The 24,000-nt window shown below is 67.2% G+C and carries 29 protein-coding genes and 1 pseudogene; 12 read left to right on the top strand and 18 right to left on the bottom strand.

What is annotated here, in order from left to right; all coding sequences use genetic code 11:
- Nucleotides 1–53 precede the first annotated feature (53 nt).
- The 3 genes from NF4_RS04960 to NF4_RS04950 form a co-directional block, all read right to left on the bottom strand.
- Nucleotides 54–1,058, bottom strand: a complete 1,005-nt coding sequence (locus NF4_RS04960; RefSeq protein ID WP_232330323.1) for an alpha/beta hydrolase — start codon at nt 1,056–1,058, stop codon at nt 54–56.
- Between the two features lie 1,078 nt (nt 1,059–2,136).
- Entirely contained in the window at nt 2,137–2,520 is a 384-nt protein-coding gene (locus tag NF4_RS04955) for a nuclear transport factor 2 family protein (RefSeq protein WP_063126107.1), read from the bottom strand.
- Nucleotides 2,521–2,703: 183 nt separating this feature from the next.
- Nucleotides 2,704–3,825, bottom strand: a complete 1,122-nt coding sequence (locus NF4_RS04950; RefSeq protein ID WP_063126106.1) for a class II histone deacetylase — start codon at nt 3,823–3,825, stop codon at nt 2,704–2,706.
- Between the two features lie 370 nt (nt 3,826–4,195).
- Here NF4_RS04950 and NF4_RS04945 point away from each other — a divergent pair, with 370 nt between their 5' ends.
- Together NF4_RS04945 and NF4_RS04940 are read left to right on the top strand one after the other, a co-directional pair.
- Complete coding sequence (locus NF4_RS04945; protein WP_063126123.1) at nt 4,196–5,878, top strand: bifunctional metallophosphatase/5'-nucleotidase; 1,683 nt, start codon at nt 4,196–4,198, stop codon at nt 5,876–5,878.
- A gap of 195 nt (nt 5,879–6,073) precedes the next feature.
- Nucleotides 6,074–6,490, top strand: coding sequence for a hypothetical protein (locus NF4_RS04940; protein WP_063126105.1), 417 nt, complete (start codon nt 6,074–6,076; stop codon nt 6,488–6,490).
- Between the two features lie 343 nt (nt 6,491–6,833).
- Here NF4_RS04940 and NF4_RS04935 read toward each other — a convergent pair whose 3' ends face one another.
- Both NF4_RS04935 and NF4_RS04930 read right to left on the bottom strand, forming a co-directional pair.
- Nucleotides 6,834–7,331: a VOC family protein gene (locus NF4_RS04935; protein WP_063126104.1), complete on the bottom strand. Its 498-nt coding sequence runs from the start codon at nt 7,329–7,331 to the stop codon at nt 6,834–6,836.
- A 40-nt stretch (nt 7,332–7,371) separates the two neighbouring features.
- Nucleotides 7,372–8,250: an NAD(P)H-binding protein gene (locus tag NF4_RS04930; protein WP_063126103.1), complete on the bottom strand. Its 879-nt coding sequence runs from the start codon at nt 8,248–8,250 to the stop codon at nt 7,372–7,374.
- A gap of 113 nt (nt 8,251–8,363) precedes the next feature.
- Here NF4_RS04930 and NF4_RS04925 point away from each other — a divergent pair, with 113 nt between their 5' ends.
- On the top strand, nt 8,364–8,777 hold the full coding sequence (locus NF4_RS04925) for a winged helix-turn-helix transcriptional regulator (RefSeq protein WP_063126102.1): 414 nt from the start codon (nt 8,364–8,366) through the stop codon (nt 8,775–8,777).
- 91 nt (nt 8,778–8,868) lie between these two features.
- On the opposite strand, the gene NF4_RS04920 is transcribed toward NF4_RS04925, so the two are convergent.
- Together NF4_RS04920 and NF4_RS40240 are read right to left on the bottom strand one after the other, a co-directional pair.
- Complete coding sequence (locus NF4_RS04920; protein ID WP_157119981.1) at nt 8,869–9,573, bottom strand: GNAT family N-acetyltransferase; 705 nt, start codon at nt 9,571–9,573, stop codon at nt 8,869–8,871.
- Nucleotides 9,574–9,706: 133 nt separating this feature from the next.
- Nucleotides 9,707–9,808, bottom strand: a pseudogene (locus NF4_RS40240) (phosphonate ABC transporter ATP-binding protein); the annotation flags it as partial.
- Nucleotides 9,809–9,862: 54 nt separating this feature from the next.
- Here NF4_RS40240 and NF4_RS04915 point away from each other — a divergent pair.
- Both NF4_RS04915 and add read left to right on the top strand, forming a co-directional pair.
- Nucleotides 9,863–10,513: a hypothetical protein gene (locus tag NF4_RS04915; RefSeq protein WP_063126100.1), complete on the top strand. Its 651-nt coding sequence runs from the start codon at nt 9,863–9,865 to the stop codon at nt 10,511–10,513.
- A 281-nt stretch (nt 10,514–10,794) separates the two neighbouring features.
- Complete coding sequence (add, locus tag NF4_RS04910; protein ID WP_198165216.1) at nt 10,795–12,003, top strand: adenosine deaminase; 1,209 nt, start codon at nt 10,795–10,797, stop codon at nt 12,001–12,003.
- A gap of 23 nt (nt 12,004–12,026) precedes the next feature.
- Here the strand turns inward: add and NF4_RS04905 are convergent, their stop codons facing one another.
- Both NF4_RS04905 and NF4_RS04900 read right to left on the bottom strand, forming a co-directional pair.
- Nucleotides 12,027–12,350 (bottom strand): hypothetical protein, encoded by a 324-nt coding sequence (locus NF4_RS04905; protein ID WP_157119979.1) that lies wholly within the window; start codon nt 12,348–12,350, stop codon nt 12,027–12,029.
- Nucleotides 12,351–12,462: 112 nt separating this feature from the next.
- Nucleotides 12,463–12,870 carry a hypothetical protein gene (locus tag NF4_RS04900; RefSeq protein WP_063126098.1) on the bottom strand — a complete coding sequence of 136 codons (408 nt, stop codon included), beginning with the start codon at nt 12,868–12,870 and terminating at the stop codon, nt 12,463–12,465.
- Nucleotides 12,871–13,142: 272 nt separating this feature from the next.
- On the opposite strand from NF4_RS04900, the gene NF4_RS04895 reads away from it, so the two are divergent.
- Both NF4_RS04895 and NF4_RS04890 read left to right on the top strand, forming a co-directional pair.
- Nucleotides 13,143–14,036 carry an oxidoreductase gene (locus tag NF4_RS04895; protein ID WP_198165219.1) on the top strand — a complete coding sequence of 298 codons (894 nt, stop codon included), beginning with the start codon at nt 13,143–13,145 and terminating at the stop codon, nt 14,034–14,036.
- A gap of 140 nt (nt 14,037–14,176) precedes the next feature.
- Nucleotides 14,177–14,584 carry a PPOX class F420-dependent oxidoreductase gene (locus NF4_RS04890; protein ID WP_063126096.1) on the top strand — a complete coding sequence of 136 codons (408 nt, stop codon included), beginning with the start codon at nt 14,177–14,179 and terminating at the stop codon, nt 14,582–14,584.
- Between the two features lie 143 nt (nt 14,585–14,727).
- On the opposite strand, the gene NF4_RS04885 is transcribed toward NF4_RS04890, so the two are convergent.
- The 3 genes from NF4_RS04885 to NF4_RS04875 all read right to left on the bottom strand — a co-directional run bounded on the left by NF4_RS04885 (nt 14,728) and on the right by NF4_RS04875 (nt 17,027).
- On the bottom strand, nt 14,728–15,252 hold the full coding sequence (locus tag NF4_RS04885) for a DUF1990 domain-containing protein (protein WP_063126121.1): 525 nt from the start codon (nt 15,250–15,252) through the stop codon (nt 14,728–14,730).
- Nucleotides 15,253–15,459: 207 nt separating this feature from the next.
- A complete protein-coding gene (locus tag NF4_RS04880; protein ID WP_063126095.1) occupies nt 15,460–15,993 on the bottom strand; it encodes a VOC family protein in 534 nt (177 codons plus the stop codon).
- Nucleotides 15,994–16,124: 131 nt separating this feature from the next.
- Nucleotides 16,125–17,027, bottom strand: coding sequence for an alpha/beta hydrolase (locus NF4_RS04875; protein WP_063126094.1), 903 nt, complete (start codon nt 17,025–17,027; stop codon nt 16,125–16,127).
- A 52-nt stretch (nt 17,028–17,079) separates the two neighbouring features.
- Here NF4_RS04875 and NF4_RS04870 point away from each other — a divergent pair, with 52 nt between their 5' ends.
- Genes NF4_RS04870 through NF4_RS37495 form a run of 3 tightly spaced genes read left to right on the top strand, consistent with a single transcriptional unit; the run spans nt 17,080 to nt 18,824 of the window.
- A complete protein-coding gene (locus NF4_RS04870) occupies nt 17,080–17,697 on the top strand; it encodes a TetR/AcrR family transcriptional regulator (protein ID WP_063126093.1) in 618 nt (205 codons plus the stop codon).
- A 34-nt stretch (nt 17,698–17,731) separates the two neighbouring features.
- Complete coding sequence (locus NF4_RS04865) at nt 17,732–18,619, top strand: hypothetical protein (protein WP_063126092.1); 888 nt, start codon at nt 17,732–17,734, stop codon at nt 18,617–18,619.
- A 19-nt stretch (nt 18,620–18,638) separates the two neighbouring features.
- On the top strand, nt 18,639–18,824 hold the full coding sequence (locus NF4_RS37495) for a hypothetical protein (RefSeq protein ID WP_157119975.1): 186 nt from the start codon (nt 18,639–18,641) through the stop codon (nt 18,822–18,824).
- A gap of 72 nt (nt 18,825–18,896) precedes the next feature.
- On the opposite strand, the gene NF4_RS04860 is transcribed toward NF4_RS37495, so the two are convergent.
- The 4 genes from NF4_RS04860 to NF4_RS04850 all read right to left on the bottom strand — a co-directional run bounded on the left by NF4_RS04860 (nt 18,897) and on the right by NF4_RS04850 (nt 21,521).
- Nucleotides 18,897–19,310 (bottom strand): hypothetical protein, encoded by a 414-nt coding sequence (locus tag NF4_RS04860; protein ID WP_063126091.1) that lies wholly within the window; start codon nt 19,308–19,310, stop codon nt 18,897–18,899.
- 164 nt (nt 19,311–19,474) lie between these two features.
- A complete protein-coding gene (locus NF4_RS40380) occupies nt 19,475–19,795 on the bottom strand; it encodes an immunity protein CdiI family protein (RefSeq protein ID WP_501193524.1) in 321 nt (106 codons plus the stop codon).
- A 14-nt stretch (nt 19,796–19,809) separates the two neighbouring features.
- On the bottom strand, nt 19,810–21,201 hold the full coding sequence (locus NF4_RS38445) for a hypothetical protein (protein ID WP_063126090.1): 1,392 nt from the start codon (nt 21,199–21,201) through the stop codon (nt 19,810–19,812).
- Between the two features lie 14 nt (nt 21,202–21,215).
- Complete coding sequence (locus tag NF4_RS04850; protein WP_063126089.1) at nt 21,216–21,521, bottom strand: WXG100 family type VII secretion target; 306 nt, start codon at nt 21,519–21,521, stop codon at nt 21,216–21,218.
- 263 nt (nt 21,522–21,784) lie between these two features.
- On the opposite strand from NF4_RS04850, the gene NF4_RS04845 reads away from it, so the two are divergent.
- Nucleotides 21,785–22,054, top strand: coding sequence for a type II toxin-antitoxin system prevent-host-death family antitoxin (locus NF4_RS04845; RefSeq protein ID WP_063126088.1), 270 nt, complete (start codon nt 21,785–21,787; stop codon nt 22,052–22,054).
- On the top strand, nt 22,044–22,520 hold the full coding sequence (locus tag NF4_RS04840; protein WP_063126087.1) for a type II toxin-antitoxin system VapC family toxin: 477 nt from the start codon (nt 22,044–22,046) through the stop codon (nt 22,518–22,520). Before NF4_RS04845 ends, NF4_RS04840 begins: the two co-directional genes overlap by 11 nt.
- A gap of 23 nt (nt 22,521–22,543) precedes the next feature.
- Here the strand turns inward: NF4_RS04840 and NF4_RS04835 are convergent, their stop codons facing one another.
- Both NF4_RS04835 and NF4_RS04830 read right to left on the bottom strand, forming a co-directional pair.
- Nucleotides 22,544–23,149 (bottom strand): TetR/AcrR family transcriptional regulator, encoded by a 606-nt coding sequence (locus tag NF4_RS04835; protein WP_063126086.1) that lies wholly within the window; start codon nt 23,147–23,149, stop codon nt 22,544–22,546.
- 6 nt (nt 23,150–23,155) lie between these two features.
- Nucleotides 23,156–23,962, bottom strand: a complete 807-nt coding sequence (locus NF4_RS04830; RefSeq protein ID WP_063126085.1) for an enoyl-CoA hydratase family protein — start codon at nt 23,960–23,962, stop codon at nt 23,156–23,158.
- Nucleotides 23,963–24,000: the final 38 nt, after the last annotated feature.

Raw genomic sequence — 24,000 nt, 5'->3', positions numbered from 1 at the left:
GCGGGCCCCGCCGGATATCGGCGGGGCCCGGCGAGACCGCGGCCGCGGTGAGTTCAGGAGGTCAGTGCGCCGGCCAGCAGCGGCCAGGATCGGTGCAGATCGTCTTGCCAGTACCCCCAGGAATGGGTGCCGGAAGGACGGAGGTCGTAGACGATATCGGTCCGGCCGAGCTCCTGGGTGCGGCGCTGGAGCGCCCGGGTGCAGTAGTCGGCCGCGGCCTCGATTCCGCCGCCGATGAGCAGCTGGTTCAACAGCATTCGCTGATTACCGTCGAGCCGCGGATCGTCGGCGCTGTCGTATCGCCCGGCCAGTCCGGTGCCGCTGGCGATGTACATCGGGATATCGGGAAGCCGATGGGCCTGCAGGTAGGGGTCGTGTTCACGCCACCCCGGGCCGCCGGCGGGGCCCCACATGTTCTCGGCATCACCGCCGCCCAGACTCACCACCAGCGTGACGAACGCCTGACCGAGAAGATCGCTGGTCATCGCGCACCCGCTGTAGGCCGCCGCCGCACTGTAGAGGTGGGGCGCGCGGATGGTGAGGTCGAGTACCGAAGTCGCGGCCATCGAGATCCCCGCGATCGCGTTCCGGCCCGTGGTGCCGAAAGCGGAATCGAGTACGGGCGGTAGCTCTTCGGTGAGGAAGGTCGCCCACATGTTCCGGCCGTTGTTGCCCAGTTTCGCGGCCAGGCCGGCATCCACCTGCTGCCAGTCGGTGTAGTAGCTGAAGGCCCCCTCCCGGGGGATCACCACATTGACGTGTTCGCGGGCGAAGAATTCGGATACGTCGGTCTGCGCGGACCAGGTCGCGGCGTCCTCGCCGCCGCCGGCGCCGTTGAGCAGGTAGAGCGTCGGCGCGGGGGTATCGGTATCGGCCGGGCGCAGGACCTGCAGCGGGATATCACGCCGCATGGCCGGTGAGTGCACCGTGACCTCGACCGATCGCCCGGCGCCGGGCGCGAGCGAGACGATATGCGCTCCCGGCGTGGCGGTGGCGCGCGGTGCCGCACCGAGGGCGAGAACGAACAGTATTGCCAGCAGATATGCCGGCGACGTCATGCTTCGTGGAATCATCAATTCGTACACGTGGCTTTCGAGCACGGGGTCCACCCGTCGCGATCGGATGGACCCCCTTTCCGACCGGCGATCTATTTGCCGGGGGCGGGCGTGCCCCCGCTCAGGGTGATCAGCGCGTTGACGATACTCGTGCCGATACCTCCGGCGCTGGCGGTGCCCATGCCCAGAATTTCCATGAGAGATCCCATGTTGTGCTCCTTAATTGTGCTTAATTATCGGAATTCCGAATATGGAATTTCGGTGAAAGCGGGTGTACCGGTCGCCGGATCAGGCGACGCTTCCCTGTAGGGAACCGATGAAAACATCGAGGAGGCCGTCACCTGCGACGGCCGAACCGAGTGCCGGAATCAACGCGGTGAGCAGATCGGTCAACGAACCCATAGTGAACTCCTCGAGAGGGTTGAGACGTCCTCGCGGATACGGCACACAGCCGGGGAGGACGGTCACGGCCGCGGTATCCGGCAGTGACCCAGGCAACATAACAAGCGACCAGTTTTCCCGCAACAAATTCCTCTTAATATGAGTTGCAGAATGTTGGCAACTATTCGGCAATCGATTTCGAGGCGATGCGACCGCCGCCGGACCGAGGACGAAGAGCGCGCCCGCAGTGCGCGACGGGGCACCCGCCCGGCGTGAAAATCGCCGAATGGACGGTGCAGGCGCGGCAAGCCGACATCGAATGCCCAGGAATCCACCACTGTCTGGGGCGGATACTGCGCCGGAACGCACCCGCACACACCGGCGCAGGCGATAGCCGACCCCTACCGCGACCACCTCGCCCGGCTCACCCGCCGGGCGCGCACTCCTGTTACGGCACGGGCCCGGATCGGATCACGAACCCTGTCCGGCGGTATCGACGGCCGATGCCACCCGCGGCGCGAAGACGCGCCGACCCACCGGCAGGCGATGGACTGCCCGGCACCGGGGCGCCCATCCACGACTCGGCAGCCGGCGACGCCCGGAGAGCCGAGCGCCGGAAACGAATCGGCGCTGATATGGCGATGGCTCGGACCGGTCGGGTCCGAGCCATCGACGTATCAGCGCACCATATGCGGCGGGCTCAGGCGAACACCTGGGTGAGGTCGCCGTAGAGCCGCTGCTCGGTGCACTGGGTGTCCGCGTCGAAGCTCGCGTACACCGCCCCGGGGATATCGATTTCCTTGCCGTTCTTCAGCCAGTAGTGGATACGGATCTCGAAGGTGACCTCGGCCGTACCGTCTGCCGCCGGCTGCGGCTCCATCCAGTGGAAAATGGTGTGCCGGATCTTGGTGGTCTGGTCGAGCACGTACTGGATGGAGGCGGCGGCCGCTTCCCGGCCGACCACGGGTTCGGCGTTGGCGAAGGTCAGCTTCACGTCGTCGGTCATCAACTGCACGGCATCGGCCAACCGGCCGGAGTCGATGTGCTCGTAGTAGTCCTCCACGACCTTCCGGACGGACGTCATCAACCCACTCCTTGCTGAATTTCCCGGAAAGGGAACGGTTTTCGATTACTGCGAGCACACAGTAATAGATGTCCGCGCCGGGCGCCGGGCATCGCGAAGCACCGTACGTTCAGCTGATCCGAACGGTACGGCAACGGTTTTCGGGGGCCGGCGGCGCGGAGTCTCGTCCGCCGGCTCCCGGGATCACCGCGCTTCGGCCGGTGCCCGGAGCGAGCCGGGTACCGCCGCCCGGATCGCCGCGGCCTCGTGCTCCAGCAGTACGTCCCCACCTTGTGTGGAGACGATCGGGCTGTACGGGTCCGGCTCGTAGGGATCGCCGAGCAGTTCGCGCAGCACCGCCAGCCCGCAGAACGGCACATAGTGCGGGCTGTATCCACCCTCTTGGACAAACGCGATCCGCCCCTCGCAGAGTTCGGCCGCCACATCGAGCACGCGGCGGGTGAGCTGGGCGAATCCGGCACTGGTGACCATCTGGCGGGCCAGCGGATCCATGATGCTCGCATCGAAACCGGAGGCCACCAGGATCAGCTCGGGCCGGAACTCGCGCAGTGCCGGCAGCACGACCTCGTCCATGGCGTGCGCATAGGCGGCGTCACCGCTGGCGGGCGGCAGCGGGATATTGATCGAGAAGCCCTCGCCCGCACCGGTGCCCCGCTCTTCCAGGTAGCCGGAGTTCGGCGGGAAGCACAGATGCTGATGCAGCGAAATGGTGAGCACCGACGGGTCGCTGTACCAGATCTCCTGGGTGCCGTTGCCGTGGTGGACATCCCAATCCACCACGGCCACCCGGGCCAGCCCGAGGACGTCCTTGGCGTAGGCGGCGGCTATCGAAACATTGTTGAAAATGCAGAACCCCATGCCACCGGCCCGGTACGCGTGATGTCCCGGCGGGTTGACCAGCGCGTAACCGGTATCGATGGTCCGGGAGACCACCTGATCCACGAGTTGGATCGCACCGCCGGCGGACAGCGCCGCGATCTCGTAACCCCCACGCCCGAACGGCGAACAACCGTCACCGGCGTCGCCACCCTTCGGCTGCCCGCTCTCCTCCTTGATCCGGGCCAGATGCTCGGCGGTATGGACGCGGAGGATATCCGCCTCGGTGGCCGGGACCGCCCGCACGGGTTGCAGCCGGTCGAGCAACCCGGAAACGGCGACCAGTTCATGGAACCGGCGTTTGGTATCGGGGTGGGCGAGATGGTGACCTATCGGCTGGAGTCCGGTGGTCGCATCGGCGGGGAACAGACTCCCCGAACCGGTGTCGGCCCATCCGTAGACCGTGTTCCAGACATATCCGATTGTCATGGTCGAACTCCTTGGTGTCCCGCTGCCCGCGCGAGCGGGCACCGGACGGCAAACCGCGCGCAATCGATCGACAGCGCCAGCTCATCGAGCCACACCCGGTCCGTCGCCGCAACCGGAACGCGATCAGATTCTGTCTGCGGAGATCCCCCGGTTCATCGCGAGCGCGTATGCCTCGGACAGCGGTCGTACCTCTGATAGTGGGGCGGCGGTCCAGTATCTCGGATTTACCGGCCGCCGCCCCTGTAGCTACCGACCGGGCGGGCCGCGGAAACTCATCGGTGCCGCGAAAGTTTTTCCGAAAGTACAGGTGGGAGCAGAATTCATCGCGTCGTCGCCCGGTGTCCGCCCGGGGGTGTCAGAGTCGGGCGGTATGAGTGTTCTGCGTCGGGCCGCGGCCGGTTGCGCCGCCGGGCTGAGTCTCGTCCTGCTTGCCGCGTGCGCCGGGTCCGGGGAGCCCGCCCCGGCGCCGCCGGGAGTTGTTCCGCTGGTCTCCACCGATGACCTTCCCGCCCCCGGCCCCGGCGAGGTGCATCTGTTCGGGTTCAACGATCTGCACGGTCATCTCGAACCACCGGAGGCGAGCAACGGGTTGGTCGGCGAGTACCCGGCGGGTGGAGCGGCCTATCTGGCGACCCATCTGAACCGTTTGCGCGCGGCCTACCCGGACAGTGCGGTGCTCTCGGCCGGGGACAATATCGGCGCCAGTCCGCTGGTGTCGTCGCTGTTCCACGACGAGCCGACCGTCACGTTCCTGAACGAGACGGGGGTGGCGGCGTCCGCGGTGGGCAATCACGAACTCGACCACGGGGTGCTGGAACTGGCGCGGCTGAGCAAGGGCGGCTGCGCGGTGGACGGATGCTCGCCCGGTGCACCGTTCGCGGGGGCCCGGTTCGATTTCCTGGCCGCGAATCTCACGAACTCGCGCGGTGAGCCGCCCCCGGAGGTACGGCCCTGGACCATGCTGGAGGTCGGCGGACACAAGATCGGTGTGGTCGGGACGGTCACGCCCGACACCGTGAATCTCGTTTTTCCCGAGGGGATCCGCGGTTACACGTTCGGTGATCAGGCCGAGGCGATCAACAAGTATGTGCCCGCCATGAAGCAGGCGGGCGCGGAAACCGTGGTCGCGCTGGTGCACGACGGTGGCGCCCAGGGGACACCGGCGAAAACCACGGATTACAACGGTTGCGCCGATATCGGTCCAGAAGTGCCCGATCTCGCCGCACGCACGGACCCGGCGGTCCAGGTGCTGTTCACCGCGCACAGCCACCAGTCCTATGTGTGCGAATTCGACGGCAAGGTGGTGACCCAGGGCGCCTCCTACGGCCGGCTGATCACCGATGTGACGCTGCGCTTCGCCGACGGGAAGGTCACCGCGACGGCGGTGAACCGGGTGGTCACCCGGGATGTCGAACCCGATCCGTCGGTCATCGGACTTGTCGACTTCTTCTCCGGGCAGGCGGCGCCGCGCGCCGGGCGGGTGGTCGGTACCGCCGCCACGCCGCTGCCGCGCGCCGGCGCCACGGGCGAATCACCGCTGGGTGCGGTGATCGCCGACGCGATGCTCGAGGTCACCGGCGAGTCGGCGCAGGCGGTGGCGGCTTTCATGAACCCCGGTGGGGTCCGCGCCGATATCGACCCCGGCCCGATCACCTACGGCGCCATCTACGAGACCCAGCCGTTCGGAAACCAGGTGGTCACGCTGACACTCACCGGTCGCCAGATCCTCGAACTGCTGGAACAGCAGTGGGACAACGAGAGCAAACCGGCGGTCCTCTCGGTCGCCGGTATCTCCTACGCCTACGACGAGTCCGCGGCCCCGGGTGCGAAGGTGGTCGGCGATTCGGTGCGGATCGGCGGGCAACCGCTGCACGAGCTCGCCACCTACCGGGTGAGCACCAATAATTTCCTCGCCTCCGGCGGGGACGGTTTCACGGTCTTCACCCGTGGCACCGATACGGCCGTCGGTCCTACCGATCTCGACGCGCTGGAAACCTATCTTCGGGAGGAAGGCCCGGTAGCCGCTCCCGGGCAACGCGTGCGGCGTCGCTGAGCGGCATCACAGTCGCATAACCCGGAAAGTTGTTCCTGACCTGGCAATATCGATAGCCCGGCGGCGCGACTCCGGACGTACTCGCCGACCCGACCGGCCTGCTTCGGACCGCCCTCGGCTCCCCGTATGGTCCGGAGTGCTCGATCCGCACGCGTACCACTTCCCACCCGATCACCGAGAGAGAAGGGGTTACACATGTCGATCCGCACCACTACCGCCGCCGTGCTCGCCGCACTGGCCGTCCCCGCCGCGGTCGCCCTCGCCGCCCCGGCGGCCACCGCCCAACCTGCCGACGGAGCCGTCGACCAGCAGGACAGCCGACCCGGCCTCTTGGGCATTCCGGGCCTTCCCGGTATCGACGACCTGCTTCTGGGTCTCGGCCTGCCCGTTCAGGACGACGCGGAAGACGAGCCGGCACCCGGCGACACCGACCGACAAGCTCCCGGCGACACCGACCAACAAGGACCCGGCAACACCGATCAACAGGAGCCGGGTGATACCGACCAACAGGAGCCGGGCGACGCCGATCAGCAGGGACCGGCCATCGACCAGCAGCAAGCTCCCGCGATCGACCAGCAGGGCAGCATGCAGGACTACGGGCCGACGGGGTAGCGGAGGAACGTGCCGCCGGGTGGGACGGACCGGCGCAACCACTGCCACCGGGTGGGCACGGGGCCTCGCCCGGCGGCAGTGCCGCGCCCGGCCCGTCCCGGCCCGCCGGTCATCGGGCCCGGGAACCGTTGGCACACCGGACGCCGACGATCGGACCAGGGGTGTCGTCCGTCATCGTCCACCTGGCAGGAGCGGGGGCGGCAGAGGTTTTTCCGCACCGCACCCCGGCTTCGCGCCACGACCACGGCGTATCGGATCCAGGACAGTACCGACCGCGGCGCACCAGATCGGAAGCCGCCGGCCGCGACGTAACAGGTCGGGAGGCGCCCCGCACCGCGGTGTATCAGGTCGGTGAACCCGCCGCCGCGCCGGTTGCCAGGTCTGCGCCCCAGCGTTCGACGGCGGCATCGAGATCCAGCGGGTGGGGGCGCAGGTCCTCGGTATCGGGCCAGTCGGCGCGGGGTACCCGCCACATCACCTCGAACTCGTTTCCGTCCGGGTCTTTCGCGTAGAAGGATTTGGACATCAGATGGTCGGAGGCACCGACCAGCGCGTCCCGGGACCGCAGCCGGCGCCCGACTTCGGCGAGTTCGCCGAGGGTGCCGACCTCCCAGGCCAGGTGATAGAGGCCGACACTGCCGGGGTGTGGGCCCGGGGCGCGGTCACCGAGCGCGAACAGTCCCAGATCGTGGTCGTTCTCGGTGTCCGGCGCCCGGAGGAAGGCGGCCCGGCCCGGGACCCGGTGGGCGACGAGGAACTGCAGGGTGGCGGTGTAGAAGTCGACTGCGTGGTCCAGGTCGCGAATGTAGAGGACGGCGTGGTTGAGCCTGCGTACGGCCATAGCGGTTCCTTCGGTGCGGTCTGCTGGTGGGCTGGAGTCGTCAGCGCGCGGCGGCGGTGTCGCGCAGGGAGCCGGCGACGGCGTCGTGCAGGGAGGTGAGGGGCCGGCCGAGCAACTCGGCCAGATCGGGTGCGATGGTAGCGAGCGCGCCTTCGGCGATCCGTGTGTCGGCGTCGACGAGGAGTTCGACCAGGAACCCGGGAAGGCCCGCACCGGAGAGGATTTCGGCGTACTGCGCGGCGGGGAGATCGGTGTAGGTGACGCGCTTTCCGGATACGGCGGATGCTTCGGCGGCGAGGTCGGCCGGCGTCCAGGCCGTGTCACCGGTCAGCTCGTAGATCTTGCCCGCCTGGTCGTCGGGGGAGGTCAGGACGACGGCGGCGGCCTCGGCCAGGTCGGCGCGGGTGGCCGAAGCGATCGCGCCCCGGCCCGCGGCCCCGGCGAGGGTGCCGCGCCGCACCGAGTCGGCGAGGCCGGCGGTGTAGTTCTCGGTGTACCAGCCGTTGCGCAACAGCACGGTGGGCAGCCCCGAAGCACCGAGCCGGGCCTCGGTGTCGCGGTGCACCCGGGCCAGGGACAGCGGGTTGGTATCGGCGGCGACGATCGAGGTGTAGGCCACGAGCCCGACACCGGCCCGAGCCGCGGCGTCGACCACGGCGGCGTGCTGGACGAGCCGGAGGTCGTCGGGACCGTTGGCGGACACGAACAGCAGCTTGTCGGCACCGGTGAACGCGGGAACGAGTGTTTCGGGCCGGTCGTAGTCGGCGACGCGCACTGTGACACCCCGGGCGGCCAGGTCTGCCGCCCTGGTCGTATCGCGGACCGCCACCGCGAGCTGCGCGGCCGGTACGCCCCGCCGCAGCAGGGCCTCCACCGCGAGGCGGCCGAACTGTCCGGTGGCACCGGTGACGACAAACATGACGAACTCCTTCTCGGTCGGGCTTCGAGTGCGCGTATCCGGCCACCACGGTACACGGCGAAATAGTTAGCGCAAACTATTGGTAAGTGCTCTCCGGTGGTTACCATGACGGTATGGACGTAGCGGAACCCTCCTCGGACAGCACGACCGCGGTGTTGCCCTTCGATGTCTTCGCCCGGGCCTGCCCCTCGCGCCCGGTGCTCGAACACCTCACCGGACGCTGGGGAACCCTGGTGCTCGCCGGCCTGGCGGACGGTCCGCTCCGGTTCGGTGACCTGCGCCGCCGCATCGACGGGGTGAGCGAGAAGATGCTCGCCCAGACTCTTCAACAGCTGGAACGCGACGGTTTCGTACACCGCGAGGTCCGTCGCGCCATCCCGCCCCATGTGGAGTACAGCCTCACCGATCTGGGTGCCGAAACCGCGCCGCGGCTCCTCGAGCTCATCGGTTTCCTCGAGGCGCGGATGCCCGAGGTCCTCGACGCCCAGCGCCGCCACGCCGAGTCACGGGCGAATACCGAACCCTGACCAGCGGCTCCACCGAGGGCCGCCCGACCGGCGACGCTCGGCTCGCGCAGGCTCGGGATCGAACAGCGCGAGAAGGACTCCCTTCCGATCGTCAGACGAGATCGTTCCGCATCTCGATCGAACGCAGGCCCGGGTCGGAGAAATGCGGCCGGGCTGCTCCGGTCGGGTGGAACCCGTTGCGCGAGTACAGGTTCTTGGCGTGCTCGTTGTTCTCCCGCACCCAGAGCACGACCGCCGAACAGTCGTGATCCCGGGCCCACGCCAAGGTGGCCGCCATCAACTGATCGCCGATCCCGGCACCGCGCACATCCGGGGAAACCCACACCGCCTTCATCTCCGGGGTGCGCGGGTCGTCACCGGATAAGAGCCTGGTGCGCCCCACGGGTCGGCCGTCCCGGAAGGCCACGAACGACTCGAGTCGGTCGAAGTCGGCCCGGAATTCTTGTTCGGTTTTCTTTTCTGCGTCCGAACGCCGCGAGCGGAAGTCGAGTGGATCATGGTCGGCCATGGTCAAGGCGATATCCCTGTTGATTCGCCATTCATCCGGAACCAATCGGCGTATTTCGGCCGGCCCGGTCGACCCGGCCGGCCACGCGGCGACACCACCGGACAGCTGCGAAGGGTGGGCAGCCACTTTCGCGGCCGCTTCATCGGCTGCGCCGCTCACCTCGTCGGCCGCCCTCCGCAACCGACCGCTGAAGTCCGAATTGGTCTTTCGGTGAAGATGAGCGAGACCGTCGGCCATATTCTTCACACCCTGGAACAACTGGGCTTTGGCCCGGGACCACCCCGACACCGGAATCCTTCCGCCGAGCGACACGCTGCCTCGCGGTCCCCGGCCGGACCAGTTTCGGTCAATGGTGACATCCCCGTGGGCGCTTACCGGCTGTTCGCAGTACAAACCGGCAGTACCGCGAACCCCTTGTGTAGAGCCCGCCGGCCGGGCGGTCGAGCACCTTGGCCCCACCGTGCAAACCGACCAGCCGATGCGCCCAGCCCATCGCCAGATCGACCTGGTGCAGGGTCCCTGAAAAGGTTCCGCGCGCCATCGATGCACACCGATGAAGCATTGATAGCTTTCGCGCATGAAATCGAGAAGAGTACGCGGCGGCCCGCTGTCACTCGTCGCCCTGATCGCCGGGCTACTCGCCGTGACCCACTCCGCGGCCACGCCCGATATCGAATCGACCGGCGGTGCGCCGCGGAAACGCAGCCCGGTGTCGCTGATCGCCAACGGTTTTCCCGGCGGCAGGTTCGCCCTACGCAACGAAGAAGCCCGCCTGTGCCTGGCCAGTGAGCCCAGCCGGTACTACGAATTCGACGGCACCTGGCAGCAGCGGGTGTACACCCGGCACAGCGACCGGGCGAGCGTCACCACCGACCCGGGCCTCGAAATGCGTGGCTGCGACGGATCGGTGCGGCAGGGCTGGTTCTTCGATTCCAGCGGCGCGCACACCTATTCCGGTGCACACAATCAGCTCGTCAACATCGTCGCCGAGGATTCGCGCGGCTACTTCGCCCTCTCCTACGGCGGCACCCCCTCCCGAGGAGGAACCGACGCGCGGCTGGTCGACAGCACGTCGAGCCTCGCGGTGAAATGGCAGATGGAGGACGGCTACCTCTTCGAGCAGGGGTATCCGAAATCCGTACTCACCTACCTGCCCGCTACCGGGGCACTGAAGATGACTCCGCGCGGCGGCCCGTACCAGCGCTGGCGGCTACAGGCGGCACCGTAACCGTACTGAAGACCTACGACGCCGACCATTTCACCGTCTACCACCCACCGACGGTAGAGCAGATCGTCGCGGACCAGATCGCTTTCCTCACCGCCCATCTCGTACGACCACGCACCGTGGACAACTGACGGGCCCGAGGCCGGCGGTTCGGTTAGAGTGCCGAACCGAGGCCGGCAGACCGTGGCGGAAGTGCAGAGGGTGGCGTGGCGTTGTGCTGATCCCGGTCGGAAGAGATCGCGCAAACCCTTCTCCGAGCCGCCCGGAATTCGAGCGGTTGCTTCATGAGAATGGAAGGCCCTGGCACCGCCCACGGCATCAGGCCTTTCGCCCGGCGATTCGAGAACGCGGCCGCGAAACTCGCCGACTCCGACAAAGGTTTTCGTCATGCTCCCGGCACCGGCGACTCCGCACGCTCGTCGTCGGCGCGTACGAGCCCGCGGCCCGGAGAGGACTCCAGCGGCGGTTCCGGTGGCGCACCGCTGCCGCGTAGCGGATCCGCCGACCCGTATCCCAAGATCGAACTGCATGTCCATCTCGAAGGCACGATCCGGCCGGAAAGAGTGCTGGATATGGCGCGGCGCAACGGTGTGACATTGCCCGCCGACAATGTCGACGCGCTGTCCGCGCTGTATCGGTACCGCGACTTCGGCCACTTCCTGGAGATGTGGCGCGCCACCACCGGCACGATGCGGACCGAAGACGATTTCCGCCGCGCCGTCCTCGATTACGCTCTGGAGGCGAAAACGCACGGCGTGCAGTACATCGAAACCACCTTTTCACCCATCAATCGCAATAAATGGGACGGCATCCCGTATCCGGCGATGTTCGACGGTGTCACGGACGGCATCACCGCGGCGGCCGAACACTACGGTGTCACCGTGCGCGCCATGCCCAGCCTGATCTGGGGAATCGACCGAGACCTGGCCGAAGAATGCGCGCAATGGGCCGTACGCTACCGGGACCGGGGCATAGTCGGCCTGGACGCCGGCGGCAATGAATTGGCGCGCGGCGACGTCTCGGAGTTCGACCGGGCGGTGGCCATCGCCCGCGACGGGGGGCTGGGGATCGTGCCACACGCGGGGGAAGCCGGGGGCGTACGCGCCATCCGGGATGTCCTGCGCTGGAACCCGGACGGGCTACAGCACGGGATCGCCGCGGCCGGCGACCCGGCCCTCATGGCCGAGCTCGTGGATCGCGGAACGGTACTTCGGGTGACCCCGACCTCCAACGTCGCCACCCGCGTCGTGGCAGATATCGCGGAACATCCACTCCCCCGGCTGCGCGAGGCCGGTGTCCGCTGCAGTATCGGTACCGACGACCCGGCTCTGTTCGGTACCACCCTCGGCCAGGAATACGAGCTGGCCGAGCGACTCGGTATCAGCCCTGCCTCCGCCTACCGGGCCGGCGTCGACGGGTCCCTGTGCGACGACGCCGTGCGGCAGCAACTGCGCGAGATCGGCGACACCGCGTTCGGCGCTCCACCAAGCTGACCACACCCGAATGCCGGCGCCGATCAGAGACTTCCGGACATCCGCCCGTACACGATCAGCAGCAGCACGCCGAGAGCGGAGATCGCGAGCAGGGCCAGCCACTGCCGGGGCCAGTCCCTGCGCATGACCACGAACGACGCCGTCACGCCGAGGAGCCCGGCGGCGCAGTATCCGAGTTTCCAGCCGAGTCCCTCCGAACTCAGGCCCATCACGGCGATGATCGAGGACAGCACGAGAGCGGCGACCATCAGTTCATTGCGCAGAAATCCCTCGTCGAGCAGTGCGACGGCCCGCTCGATCGCGGCGCTCATACCGCCCGAACGACGTGCGCGACGTGTGTACCCCATGTGAAATCCCTTCCGCCGGCTGCCGCGCTTCACGCGACAGGTCTGTGTCCGCCTCTCCTGCCGGATTTCGAGAAGATCGCGTGCCCACCGGACACGGCGCCCACGCCGCCGGTCACAACACCGGGCAGGCCGAGCCGAGGTTCAGGCCGGAGCCGACCTCCACTTCGAGCGACTGTTCGCTACCGATGTTCACGGCGTGCAGGTTGTGCGTGCCGGAAACCTCCGGGGTCCATTCCGCGGTGACCGTGCCGGACGCACCGACCGGAATCGCGCCGGGCGGATCGAACGAGCCTTTCTGGCTGTCGTAGAAACCGACGTACTCGCCGGGTTCCGCGGTGGCGGTCGCGGTGTAGGTGCAATGGGTTCCGTAGGGCGCCGTGGCGCTCCCTCCGCCGGTCCCCGGCGAAAGCTCGAAATCGGTGACCGCCGCGGGTGCGGCGGGAGCGGTGACCACGAGCGCCGGCGCCAGTGCACCCAGCAGCACGGCCACCGTCGGAACAGTCCCGCGTGAACGGAGCATCAACGACCCTTTCGACGACAACGGATGGAACGCACCTGTCGATACCACCTGGTCGAGAACGCTCGACCGGAGTCGAGCGGAAAGCCGGAGCGGGTCTCGGCCACGGCGACCGGCCCCGGGAACACGAACCTCACGCTACTCGGCGAGCTGCGCGCTGTGCGGCGCTTCCGCTCATTTCCTCGTCGGCGGGCGGATTCGCGTTATCGGCGTAATCGCAGTACCCGCCTCATTTTCGGCGAGTCCGCGCCCGAGGGAGTTTCCGGCGTTACCGTCTGGACATGAGTTCTTCGCACTGGACCGCGGCCGACCTGCCCGCCTTCGACGGCCGCACCGTGGTCGTCACCGGCGCCAACAGCGGCGTCGGATTCGGCACCGCCACCCTGCTGTCCCGGGCCGGCGCGCATGTGGTGCTCGCCGTCCGCGATATCGCCCGCGGCAACGAGGCCGCACGCCGGATCGGCGGCAGCAACGAGGTGCGGCGGCTCGATCTCGCCGATCAGGAATCGATCCGCGAGTTCGCCGACGAGTGGGCGGGTGAGATCGCGATCCTGGTGAACAACGCCGGGGTCGCGATGGTGCCCGAGGGCCGGACCAAGGACGGCTTCGAAATGCAGTTCGGCACCAATCATCTCGGTCATTTCGCGCTCACCAATCGGCTCCTGCCCCACATCACCGACCGCGTCGTCAACCTGGCTTCGGGTGCGCACCGGGTGGGGTCCATCGATTTCGACGATCTGGACTACGCCAAAAGCGGTTACGGTCCCGTGAAGGCCTACGGCCGTTCCAAACTCGCGAACCTGCTGTTCACCCTCGAACTCGAACGCCGGCTCCGGCAGGCCGGGTCGGCGGTGCGCGCCATGGCGTCGCATCCCGGGTACGCGGCCACCGAACTCGGTACCGCGAACCGCAACAAATTCCTGGTCGCCGTCGTGCACCTGGCCGGCCGCTATCTCGCGCAAACCCCGGAGAAGGCAGCCTTGCCCACACTGTTCGCCGCGACGCAGGACCTGCCTGGGGCAAGTTACGTCGGGCCGGACGGTCGCGGGGAGATGCACGGGTACCCGACACTGGTCGGGCGGTCGGCGCAGGCCAGCGATGTGCTCGCGGCGCAGCGGCTCTGGGAGGTCTCCGAGGAACTCACCGGCGTCCGGTTCGGTCTGTCCTGATCCGCTCGGAACTTTTCCACGGTGCCCGGTGCGTTGCGCCCGGGCCGGGGCGGCCACCCGGGAAATAATCGTGGCCTCGACGATCGCCGTGCGGGATCGATCAGCACGGGATCTCCGGACTCGCCACGAGGAGGTTCCCGATGTCGTTCACCGAGGAAGAGGTCGCCTATCTGCGCTCTCAGCCGCTCGCGCGGGTGGCCACCGTGGGCCCGGACGGGCAGCCCGACGTGGCGCCGGTGGGCTACGAGTTCGACGGCACCCATATCTATATCGGCGGTCACGATCCGGCGCGGACCAGGAAGTACCGCAATGTCGAACACGGCCACACGAAGGTCGCCCTCGTCATCGACGACCTCGTGTCCACGGACCCCTGGGCCCCGCGATACCTGCGTGTGTACGGAACCGCCGAACTCGTGGAGCGGGCCGGCCGATTCGGGACCGCCCTATATATGCGGATCACACCCACCGTGTCCTGGAGTTTCAACCTGGCCGGCCGCGCGTTCTCACCCGGCGATGTCCAGGTGCGGCGCACCGTTCACTCGCCCTGAACACCACCGCCGGATCGCTGGGCGATACCCCTTTACTGTGCCCGCCGGTCGGATCACCGCTGCGGCGGATCGACTCGCGTTCCTCGACGCCCGACGGGCGACGCGGCCGCCCGTCGACAGCCGGAGGCACGGTGCCGGGTTCATCACTCTCGTGGTGTCCGGCGCAGCACCGCGAGGTAGGCCACCGCGGCCGCCCGCTGCGCCGGTACGGCCAGCGACGCGCCCAGGCGCAGGTACCGGTTCGCAGGGCGGGAAAACGCGGTGACCACGCCGTACACGACATCGCTGTCCCCGTCGTACTCGACGGCGAACAGTTCTTCCCCGCTCGTCGGGTGGCCCGGCAACGTGCCGTAGGCGAACCCGATCCGCTCGGGCTCGTCCAGGACATACACCACCCGGCACGGCGCGCGCAGGCCGAACCGGCCGATCCCGAGCCGGACGGTGACCGCCGTGCCCGGCTCGGCCACCGGAGTTCCGGCTTCCCAGAGAATTCTCAGCCCGCGCTGTATCCGATAGCGCAGTAGCGCCGCGCCGAGCCGCCGGAATTCCGCCTCGCCGGCAGCTATCGGACGACGCACCCGCAGGTGCCGATATCCCGGCGGCAGCTCGCCACGGGTCGCGCCGATCTCGGAGTAGGTGAACGCGGGACCGTCCGGCGATTCGCTCATACCCCGATTCTCGTCGCCGCGAGCCATCGACGCGAGACCGGCGGCCCGGGACGATACGGAGCAACCCGACTGCGCCGGGGCCGCGCGTCCCGTGCCGATCGGCCGGCCGCTGGAGCGATCGGCTGCGCCGGGCAGCACAGCCCGTCTCGATCCGCCGGTCACAGCAGCGATCGGCTCCGCCGGGCGGCGCGGTGCGACCTGTTCCGATCAGCCGGCGGCCACCGGGGCGATCGGCGCGCTGCTGCGCCCGTATCCCCGACCGCTGAGTTCCGCATCGAGGGTCTCCTGCGCCACCCGCATGACCTCGGCATACACCGGTTCCTGCAACCGCCGCCACATCTCGTCCTCGGCGACCTCCTCGACAGGAGCGATCACCCACCAGATATTGCCGAAGGGATCCGCGACCCGGCCGCCGCGCTGCCCGAACGCATCGTTGGCGGGTGGGGTGACGATCCGCCCTCCGGCCGCCGTGGCCCTGCCGATCGCCTCGTCCGCGTCGGGCACGAACACGCGCAGCAGACTCGGCAGCGCGGGCCAATCCTCGTGCCGGTCGAAGGCGAGGACGACGGTGTCGCCGATTCGTATCTCGCCGTGCCCGATCTTCCCGTCCGCGGTCGGTACCCGGCCGAGCTCCACGCCGTCGAACACCTGGGCGACGTAATCGAGGAAAGCCCCGGTGTCATCGGTGACGACCCACGGCGCGACGGTGGTGTAGCCCGCGGGCTGGGTATGTTCCGGCATCTCGATCCTCTCGCTCACATTCGGTACAACCGTGACGGTAGCGGCGATAGCGGTCGGAAACCGTCCTCAATTGTTCCGCCGGTGTTCGAATCGCCGACCGCGTGAGCCCGGAATCGCGCTACGACGACGTCTCAGGAAGCGATTTCGGTACGAAGCTCGGCCAGGGCGCGGGTCAGTTGATGGATACCGGGGGTTTCGACCGGATAATGACCGGCGCCGGCGAGCACGGTGAGCTTCTTCGGAGCAGCGATACGATCGAAGAACTGCTCGCTCAACGACAGTGGTGTCCAGGTGTCGGCGCCGGGATGAACCAGCCACACCGGGCAGGTGGTGAAGTTCTCCGGCTCGACGTGCGGCACCGAGGTGAGATAGGTCCGCAGGAACCCCAACGGCATGCGGACTCCCCCGCCCAGGGGATCGGTGGAGACCAATCGGGTCAGCGCCGAGTTGCCGGACATGGCCGGCATATTCGCCATCCACCGGATCGGGACCCGGAGGTTGTCGACGGCGGGGAGAAGCAGCCGCGCACCGTAGCGGCCGAGCCATGGGCGGCGGGCGATCGCGCTGCGTACCTGCGGCAGTCGTGGATCGATCAGGCACGTCGCCACAACCGCGGCGGCCAGACCGGTGCGTGCGGCGGCTTCGTAGGCCAGCATGCCGCCCATGCTGGCACCCAGGAGCACCAGCGGCCGGGGATCGGCGGCATGCTCGGCCCGGACCAGGTCGGTGAGGCAGTCCACCCAATCCTGGTAACGGATACCCCGGCGTGCGGGAACCCGCGTACGGCCGTAACCGGGGAGGTCGGGCACCACCACCTCGAAACCCTGCCCGGCCGCCAACGCCGCGAACGGCCACACCGCCGCGGCGTGCCCGCCGGCACCGTGGACCAGCAGCATCCGGACCGGCGCGCCGGCCGGGACGACACGTTCGATGTGCACGCGGTGGCCGCGGTGGTCCCACCAGGTCCGCTCCGGCCGTAGCGCGGGGTCGGGTCGCAGGTCGGTGGGCAGAAAATCCAGGTAGGAGCTGTGCATGTCATAATAATTCGAGTAATCCTCGGTTTTGCCAACTCGACTTCGGAGCCCTGTGTCCACTCCGCGCAAAACCCCGCGCCAGCAGCGCTCGGAGTTCACCTTCGACGCGATCCTGGACGCGGCTGCTCGACTTTTTCAACAGCTCGGCTACGCGGCGACCACCACCAACAAGGTCGCCGAGCTCGCGGGCGTCTCGATCGGCACGCTCTACCACTACGTCCCCAACAAGGACGCCCTGCTCTACGCACTGGCCGACCGCCACCTCCGCGAGGCCACGGCCGCCCTGCTCACCGAAACCACATCCCTCCGGTGCGAGGGGCCGCCACTGGAGGAGACCGTGCACCGGCTGATCAGCTCGGTCGCCGACCTGCACCGTGCCCAGCCGCAGATGCACCGGTTGCTGTTCGAACAATCACCGCGCACTCCCGAAGGCATCGCCCGGTTGCGTGAACTCGAACAGCGCCTCGCCGCTGAAGTCGCCTATCATCTGTGCCGCCTCGGGGTCGGCGGCCCCGACCCCGACCTGAACGCCCTGCTGTTCGTGCAAGCCGTCGAAGCCCAGGTTCACGGGGCGGTGCTCGACCCGCCGGAAGGCAGAACCACAGACCAGTGCCTGGCGGCCGTGATCGCCTTCTGGACCCGATCACTGACTCGTCAGCGGCCGGCGTAGCGCGGCGAGTGCGCGGTACGGCACAGTGACCGTTGTGAGCGGCAGCCTGGACGAAGTGTGGCAGAGTGTGCAGGGTGTGCTCGGCACGGCCGCCAAGGACGCCGGCACCGCGATCTCGGCTTTGCCCGCGCAAGTCGCCGGCGGCCTCAACGAGGTCGCTTCCCGGGTCGTGAAGGCGGATTCGGCAGAGATATCGCCTCCGGCAACCACGTCCTTCGAGATGTCCGGTGGTGTCGCCGGCACCGCAAGCTCTTCCACCTATGTACCCGGACGCGATCTGATCGACGAGGTGGACTACAGCGCCCTGCGGCGGGCAGGGAGACCCAGGTCCCTGGGGAACTCCCCGACGTTCGAAGAGATCCAACGGCTACAAGGATTCGACGGACCCGTCACGGTCGCCACCCGCGGCGAGGTCGACGGGGCAGTCGCGGCGGGCCAGAGACAGCTGTTCCGAGGGTTCGAGGAAGATCGCTACCTCGATGCCTTCATCACCGGCCCGGTGCGGCCGGGCGGCGGCCCCACTGGATCCGGAACGTATGTCACACCGCTGGAACACATCGCACTCGACTACACCGATCCGACTCGCACGCTGGACCGCGCCACCCGGCAGGCCCGGGTGCTGCGCATGGCGCTTCGCCCTGGGACCAAGACGATCACGCTCCGCGAACTGGAGAAGGAACGGAGCCAGGCCTGGTCGCAAGTTACGCGAGAACTGGAGGCCGTACGCGGTATAGCGAACCGAACGGACGAGGAGAATGCTCGCTACGCCGCGCTCCAGGACAAAGAGCTGACCTTCGCCGATATCGGCCAATACGGTGCACTGCGCGGCTGGGACGCCATCGACGGATCCGCCACCTTTTCGAACAAAGAGTGGGTTGTACTGAACCCGACCGCCCTGTTGGTTCAACGCCGAGAACCTTGAACGGCGAAGGAGTTCGATCATGACGATCGTTGATCCATCCGGAGTGATCTGGTTGGAGGGCAGTTACAGCGGTAGCAAGAGTCCATGCGTCGAGATGGCGTGGCCGAGCGACGGACAGGTCGGGGTGCGGGGGACCATCTATGCGCTCAGCGATACTCGCAGAGCAGGACTCCAAACGGTGACCTCGTCGATATCGAAAATATAGCTCATTTCCTCAGCGATTGCCCGTTGTGCACGATCTCGTAGATCGGGCGATCCTTCATTCTCAGAGCGAGATCTACTCACGACCTCGGAGCCTCTTCAGTTGCTGAAACCCGACAAATCCATAATCGGACAGTTGCCCGACGACCGGCTCGATCATTTCCAGGATTTCTACATCCCCACCAGCGTCCAACTCGTAAAGTCTATTTGCAATGTAATCCGCATCAGGGTCGTCGCGCCTTCGCCCGATCTCGTCCAAGACCAGAAAAAGGCCTTTCAATCCACCCAGCCTCGCCAGTACATCGGCCGAATCGACCTGCATCGTCACAATCTCGTCGTCCAGCATCTCGTGCAGACGTCTCACCGCGCTGTCTTCGTGGATGAAGTTCGCGAGTTCGTAGATGGCGGAGTCCCTGGTGAGGCCATCCGGGCTCCTGGAGTTCGACAACGCGGTCTCCAGGCTGACGGGGGTCTTGTCGGGATCGGTCACGGAATCTCCTCGGGCATAACGGGGCGCACGGTATCACCAACCCCGCCTGATGGTCACCGCTCCGGCCGCGACAGCGGCCGCGATCACCAGCACCACCACTGCCCACGGCTCCGCACCGAGTCCGAGCGCTAAAACCCCCTGCGCCGCGAATCGATACGGTCGCGCTAGACGTGCGCTGAGGGATACGAAGTTCTCGGGTCGTATTCGATAGTCCAGTCCGGCCCGAGCTCACTACGGAGCCCGGCGGCTATTTCCGCTCCTTCACGCCAGAATTGTCGCTCCACATCAACGGAAAGGAATCTCGGATTCCCGGGGTCATCTTCCAGGTCGTATGTAGCGTCCCATCTGTCCGACCAGTCTCGCAGGGCCGCAGCAAGTTCGAACGAGATCGGGAGCGAACCCGGGTCCACGTTTTCGAACTGCTTTCCCCTACGCACCCAGGTAGGCCAGCACTCGATCTCCGGCAGAACCCTCAAATATTTCACTACCCCTCCAGCGCTCACGAGGCCGGATTGGCCCCGACCACAAACCCATTACTCCCAACACTAACAGCAATCCTCACCGGCTGGCCATTGTGCAATATTTCGTACACCGGCCGGTTTTTTCCCTGGGTTCCGACCACTTCGCCTTCGGTGACCGCCTTCATCACTAAGTTTGGAATTTCGCTTTCCGGTATTCCTTTGTCGCCAAACTCTCCCGAATGCCTCAATATATGCTCGAGCCCGGCGCGGTCATTACCTTTTTCCAAGAAAACTACTTTCCCGTCGGCATCTCTGCCGATGGACACAATATCCTCCCTACTGAATTTCACACCACTCTGCTCCAGCTCGTCTATCAGCGCATTTATTTCTTCCGGAGTGGTTGCGATCCCTGATTTCTTTTCCGGCTTGCTTTGAGCCTCGACCGAATCTTCGATGGTTTCGATGAGGTCGTGGATACGCTCGAGTTTGGCACGCGTGTCGCCGGTGGAACGGGTCACGGCGACCACCGTCCGCAGCCCGGCCGCGGCGACGATACCGCGCAGCGCTTTGACCAGATCGTTGACCAGATCGACGGCTTTGCCCGCACGGATGGCCGCCACAGCGCCACCACCGATTCCGAAGCTGACCACAGAGGCAGCGACGGCGAGCGCGAGGGTGATGGCGACCTGCTTCTTCAGTTCGTCGGCGAACTGCGCGAGCATGTCGTGCAACCGTGCCTTCATGTTGTCGTGCGCGGTTTTCTGGGCCGCGCAGGAGGCGGCGATATCGGCGAAGATGGCCAGCAGGTCTTCGGCCGCGGTTTTGATCTCCCGGAGATCCTCGTCGATCGACGCCACCTCGGGCGCTGTGACCTGCTGGAACATCGCCGCCGCCCGTTCCAGCTCCACGGGCAGGTTGGTGGCGCCCGGCGCATGGGCCAGGCTGTTCCAGACGGTGGCGGCGGTGTTGAGTTTGTCGGTATCACCGTCAGGGACCGGCAGGTCGACACCGATCTGCTTGGCCAGTTCCAGACCGTCGTCGATCAGGCCGCTACCCGGACCGCCCGCCGACGGCGGCGGCTGGGCGCAGCTGACGTAGGCGAGCTGCGGGTCGGCCGGTTTCTGTGGTGCGGGAGTTCCGGACTTGGGGTCGTGGTCGCTACTCGCGTAGACGTACCCGGCCTGGTTCAGGATCCGGGGGTACTTGTCGAGTGCCAGCATCAGGGTGCTGACGAGGTTGTTGGTCTCGCGGACCTGGTTGTCGTAGGAGGTCGCCCATTCCTTACCCGGCCCGGCGCTGCCTGCCATCGCAGCGGTGCCCTTCAATGCCTGCAAGTGCTGGTCATAGGCGGCGAAAAAGGCGCTCGCCGCCCTGTTCACGATGGTGGCCGCCTCGTAGTAGACGGCCGGATCCACATTGATGAAATTCATCTACCGGGCTCGGGCTATCGGGGGCCGAACATACGCTGCACGGTCTGGATAGCGGTCGTGTAGCGGCTGTGGGCGTCGACCGCGGCCTGACGCATGGCGTCGACCCCCTCACGGACGTCGGTGGCCCCGGCGGACCACTGCCGGAATGCGTCGGCCTGCGCGAGCGCCGCGTCACCGGACCAGGTCTGATGCAGGGCGGCCATTCGTTGCTCGAGGCCGGTGAGGCTGTCGTTGAGAAAGCCGATGAAGTTCGCGGCGCGGGCGGTGAGGTTGTCGAGTTCGTCGAGATCGACCTGGAAGGCCTCGGACGGCTCGGGCATGAGGGTCCCCCTCGATGATCGAACCGCAGCTGTCCCGGCAGTACCGGCGCGCGCAGCCGTGTCAACCGAGCCGCACTGCCGCTGCCGATACGGCCCGGACGACTCCAGCGGCGTGGCGCCGCTATCCCCGAGACCGCCGAACTGATCCGGAGCAGACTCGACACCTTGCCCGAAGAGGTGATTGCACCCGCTGGCAGCGTAGCCATAGAGACCTGCCGTAGCACCTGGTAGCGCCAGGTGGCACACGCCCGTATCCTGGAACTATGAGCGTTCAGCCGGAAATCACGCAGCGGGATCTGCGTAACAGATCAAAAGAGATAATGGACGCCGTTCAAGACGGGCAGGCGTTCACAGTCACCCGGGACGGACACCGGATCGGCCAACTCGTTCCGCTCCGTCGCCGTCGTAGGTTCGTCCCCCGGGCGGAATTTGCGGCCATGTCACGCACCGCGCCCGGTCTCGACCTCGACACTTTCCGTGCCGACCAGGACGCCACCGCCGATCAGTACTTGGACGACCCGTATGCCCGGTGATCGTCCGGCTCGCACATACGGACTGATCGATACCAACATCATGATTCTGCGTCGCTGGGTGGACCCCGCACAGCTTCCGGACGAGATGGCGATCACGGCCGTCACCCTCGCCGAATTGTCGGCCGGACCGCACGAGGTCCGCAGCAATACCGAGCAGGACGTCTACGACGAGCACTCCGAACGAGCCCGGCGTCTCGATGTGCTCCAGCGTGCCGAACACGAATTCGATCCCATCCCTTTCGAAGCCGAAGCCGCGCGCGCATTCGGGCGGGTGTGTGCCGCGGTGATCGCCACCGGACGCAAACCACGCCGGCGTATCGCCGACCTGATGATCGCCTCGGTTGCGCTGGCTGAAGACCTACCCCTCTATACGACCAACCCTGACGACTTCAAAGGACTGGAAGAACTCATCACGGTGCGGGCAGTCGCTCGACCGGGTGTGCCGCACGAGAGCAGTGCCGGATAGACCGACTGTCTCCCGGAACCGCATCAGCCCCTCCTGGCTTCCAGAGCCTCGTGCAATGTGACCGCCCACTGGTGCACGATCTGTTTACGCCGGGCCGAGTCGTCGGTGAGGACATCGGCCAGACCCAATCCACGCGCGAGGTCGAGGGTGGCCTGGACCAGATGGTGGGCGACCGGATCGGTGTCGTCGACCCCCAGTGCCCGGACGGCGCGACGGTGGGCGCCGCGGCCGAAGCGGGCTTCCAGTGGGACGATGCGTTCGCGGAGCGCCGGGTCGGCGGCGGCGTGGGTCCAGACCTGGAGGGCGGCTTTGAACAGCGTGCTGGTGTAGGACTCGACCAGCCCGGACACCACTGCTTCGGTACGGGCCAGGCCGGGTTCGGTGACCACCGCCGTCACTGCCTGGTCGGTGCGGGTGTCGAACATGTAGGTGAGGGCGGCGGTGATGAGGTCTTCGCGGGTCGGGAAATGGTGCTGGGCCGCACCCCGGGACACCCCCGCCCGTTCGGCGACCACCGCCACCGTCGCCGCTGCCCAGCCCTTTTCGGCCAGGCAGTCGATGGTCGCCTCCAGGAGCCGCTGCCGGGTGGCCCGGCTGCGGTCCTGTTTGGGTTCGTGGGGTGTCGCCATAGCGGCCTATTCTGCCGAGGGCGTCTCGACGGCCGGGACGGCCCAGCGGGGCAGACGGCGTTGCAGGAACGCGGTCATTCCCTCGATCACTTCCTCGGTGCCGAAGAAACTGCCCGAGCGGGCCGCCAATTCGTCGGCGGAGCGGTCGAATTCGGCCAGAATCGGCGCGGTGGTGAGACGTTTGCTCTCCGCGAGGCCCTGCGGGGAGGCTTTGCGCAGTTCAGCCAATAGTTCGGCGGTCCGGGCGGCCGGGTCGTTCGTCGCCAGGGTGATCAGGCCGATCCGCTCGGCGGTATCGGCGTCGAACTTCTCACCGGTCAGGAAATAGCGGTCGGCGGCACGGGGATTCATCCGGGGTAGCAGGGTGAGCGAGATGACGAACGGGGCCAGGCCGAGCCGCGCCTCGGTGAGCGCGAAACTGCTCGCCAGGCCGGCGACGGCGATATCGCACGCCGCCAACAGCCCCATCCCACCGGCGCGCACATTCCCGTCCACCTGCGCGATCACGGGTTTCGGGAGCTCCAAAACGGCACGTAGCAGCCGCACCATCCACTGCGTGCGGATATCGGATGCGGCGGCGGGGTCGGCGTCCACCGCTTCCTTCAAGTCCGCTCCGGCGCAGAAGGTGTTGCCGGTGTGGGTGAGGACAACGGCGCGCACCTGCGGGTCGGCGGCGGCGCGTTCCAAACCCGCCAGCAGTTCGGTCACCAGCCGCGAGGAGATGGCGTTGCGGTTGTGCGGGGAGTCGAGGGTCAGCGTGGCGAACCCGTCCTCGACGGCGTAGTCGACGACCCGGGTCTCGGTTCCGGTCACGGCGGCCTGCCTTTCTCGGCGGGGCCGGGGCGCGAACC

It is taken from the genome of Nocardia fusca NBRC 14340 (genome assembly GCF_001618425.1).
Classification (GTDB): domain Bacteria; phylum Actinomycetota; class Actinomycetes; order Mycobacteriales; family Mycobacteriaceae; genus Nocardia; species Nocardia fusca.
The sequence above is the reverse complement of the archived record's forward strand: the minus strand, read 5'-3'. Positions and strand labels throughout refer to the sequence as shown.

Excerpts from the sequence above, each read along its gene's own strand:
- NF4_RS04960 (WP_232330323.1), bottom strand. The coding sequence starts at position 1,058 with ATGACGTCGCCGGCATATCTGCTGGCAATACTGTTCGTTCTCGCCCTC.
- NF4_RS04955 (WP_063126107.1), bottom strand. The coding sequence starts at position 2,520 with ATGACGTCCGTCCGGAAGGTCGTGGAGGACTACTACGAGCACATCGAC.
- NF4_RS04950 (WP_063126106.1), bottom strand. The coding sequence starts at position 3,825 with ATGACAATCGGATATGTCTGGAACACGGTCTACGGATGGGCCGACACC.
- NF4_RS04945 (WP_063126123.1), top strand. The coding sequence starts at position 4,196 with ATGAGTGTTCTGCGTCGGGCCGCGGCCGGTTGCGCCGCCGGGCTGAGT.
- NF4_RS04940 (WP_063126105.1), top strand. The coding sequence starts at position 6,074 with ATGTCGATCCGCACCACTACCGCCGCCGTGCTCGCCGCACTGGCCGTC.
- NF4_RS04935 (WP_063126104.1), bottom strand. The coding sequence starts at position 7,331 with ATGGCCGTACGCAGGCTCAACCACGCCGTCCTCTACATTCGCGACCTG.
- NF4_RS04930 (WP_063126103.1), bottom strand. The coding sequence starts at position 8,250 with ATGTTTGTCGTCACCGGTGCCACCGGACAGTTCGGCCGCCTCGCGGTG.
- NF4_RS04925 (WP_063126102.1), top strand. The coding sequence starts at position 8,364 with ATGGACGTAGCGGAACCCTCCTCGGACAGCACGACCGCGGTGTTGCCC.
- NF4_RS04915 (WP_063126100.1), top strand. The coding sequence starts at position 9,863 with ATGAAATCGAGAAGAGTACGCGGCGGCCCGCTGTCACTCGTCGCCCTG.
- add (WP_198165216.1), top strand. The coding sequence starts at position 10,795 with ATGAGAATGGAAGGCCCTGGCACCGCCCACGGCATCAGGCCTTTCGCC.
- NF4_RS04905 (WP_157119979.1), bottom strand. The coding sequence starts at position 12,350 with ATGGGGTACACACGTCGCGCACGTCGTTCGGGCGGTATGAGCGCCGCG.
- NF4_RS04900 (WP_063126098.1), bottom strand. The coding sequence starts at position 12,870 with ATGCTCCGTTCACGCGGGACTGTTCCGACGGTGGCCGTGCTGCTGGGT.
- NF4_RS04890 (WP_063126096.1), top strand. The coding sequence starts at position 14,177 with ATGTCGTTCACCGAGGAAGAGGTCGCCTATCTGCGCTCTCAGCCGCTC.
- NF4_RS04885 (WP_063126121.1), bottom strand. The coding sequence starts at position 15,252 with ATGAGCGAATCGCCGGACGGTCCCGCGTTCACCTACTCCGAGATCGGC.
- NF4_RS04880 (WP_063126095.1), bottom strand. The coding sequence starts at position 15,993 with ATGCCGGAACATACCCAGCCCGCGGGCTACACCACCGTCGCGCCGTGG.
- NF4_RS04875 (WP_063126094.1), bottom strand. The coding sequence starts at position 17,027 with ATGCACAGCTCCTACCTGGATTTTCTGCCCACCGACCTGCGACCCGAC.
- NF4_RS37495 (WP_157119975.1), top strand. The coding sequence starts at position 18,639 with ATGACGATCGTTGATCCATCCGGAGTGATCTGGTTGGAGGGCAGTTAC.
- NF4_RS38445 (WP_063126090.1), bottom strand. The coding sequence starts at position 21,201 with ATGAATTTCATCAATGTGGATCCGGCCGTCTACTACGAGGCGGCCACC.
- NF4_RS04850 (WP_063126089.1), bottom strand. The coding sequence starts at position 21,521 with ATGCCCGAGCCGTCCGAGGCCTTCCAGGTCGATCTCGACGAACTCGAC.
- NF4_RS04845 (WP_063126088.1), top strand. The coding sequence starts at position 21,785 with ATGAGCGTTCAGCCGGAAATCACGCAGCGGGATCTGCGTAACAGATCA.
- NF4_RS04840 (WP_063126087.1), top strand. The coding sequence starts at position 22,044 with ATGCCCGGTGATCGTCCGGCTCGCACATACGGACTGATCGATACCAAC.
- NF4_RS04835 (WP_063126086.1), bottom strand. The coding sequence starts at position 23,149 with ATGGCGACACCCCACGAACCCAAACAGGACCGCAGCCGGGCCACCCGG.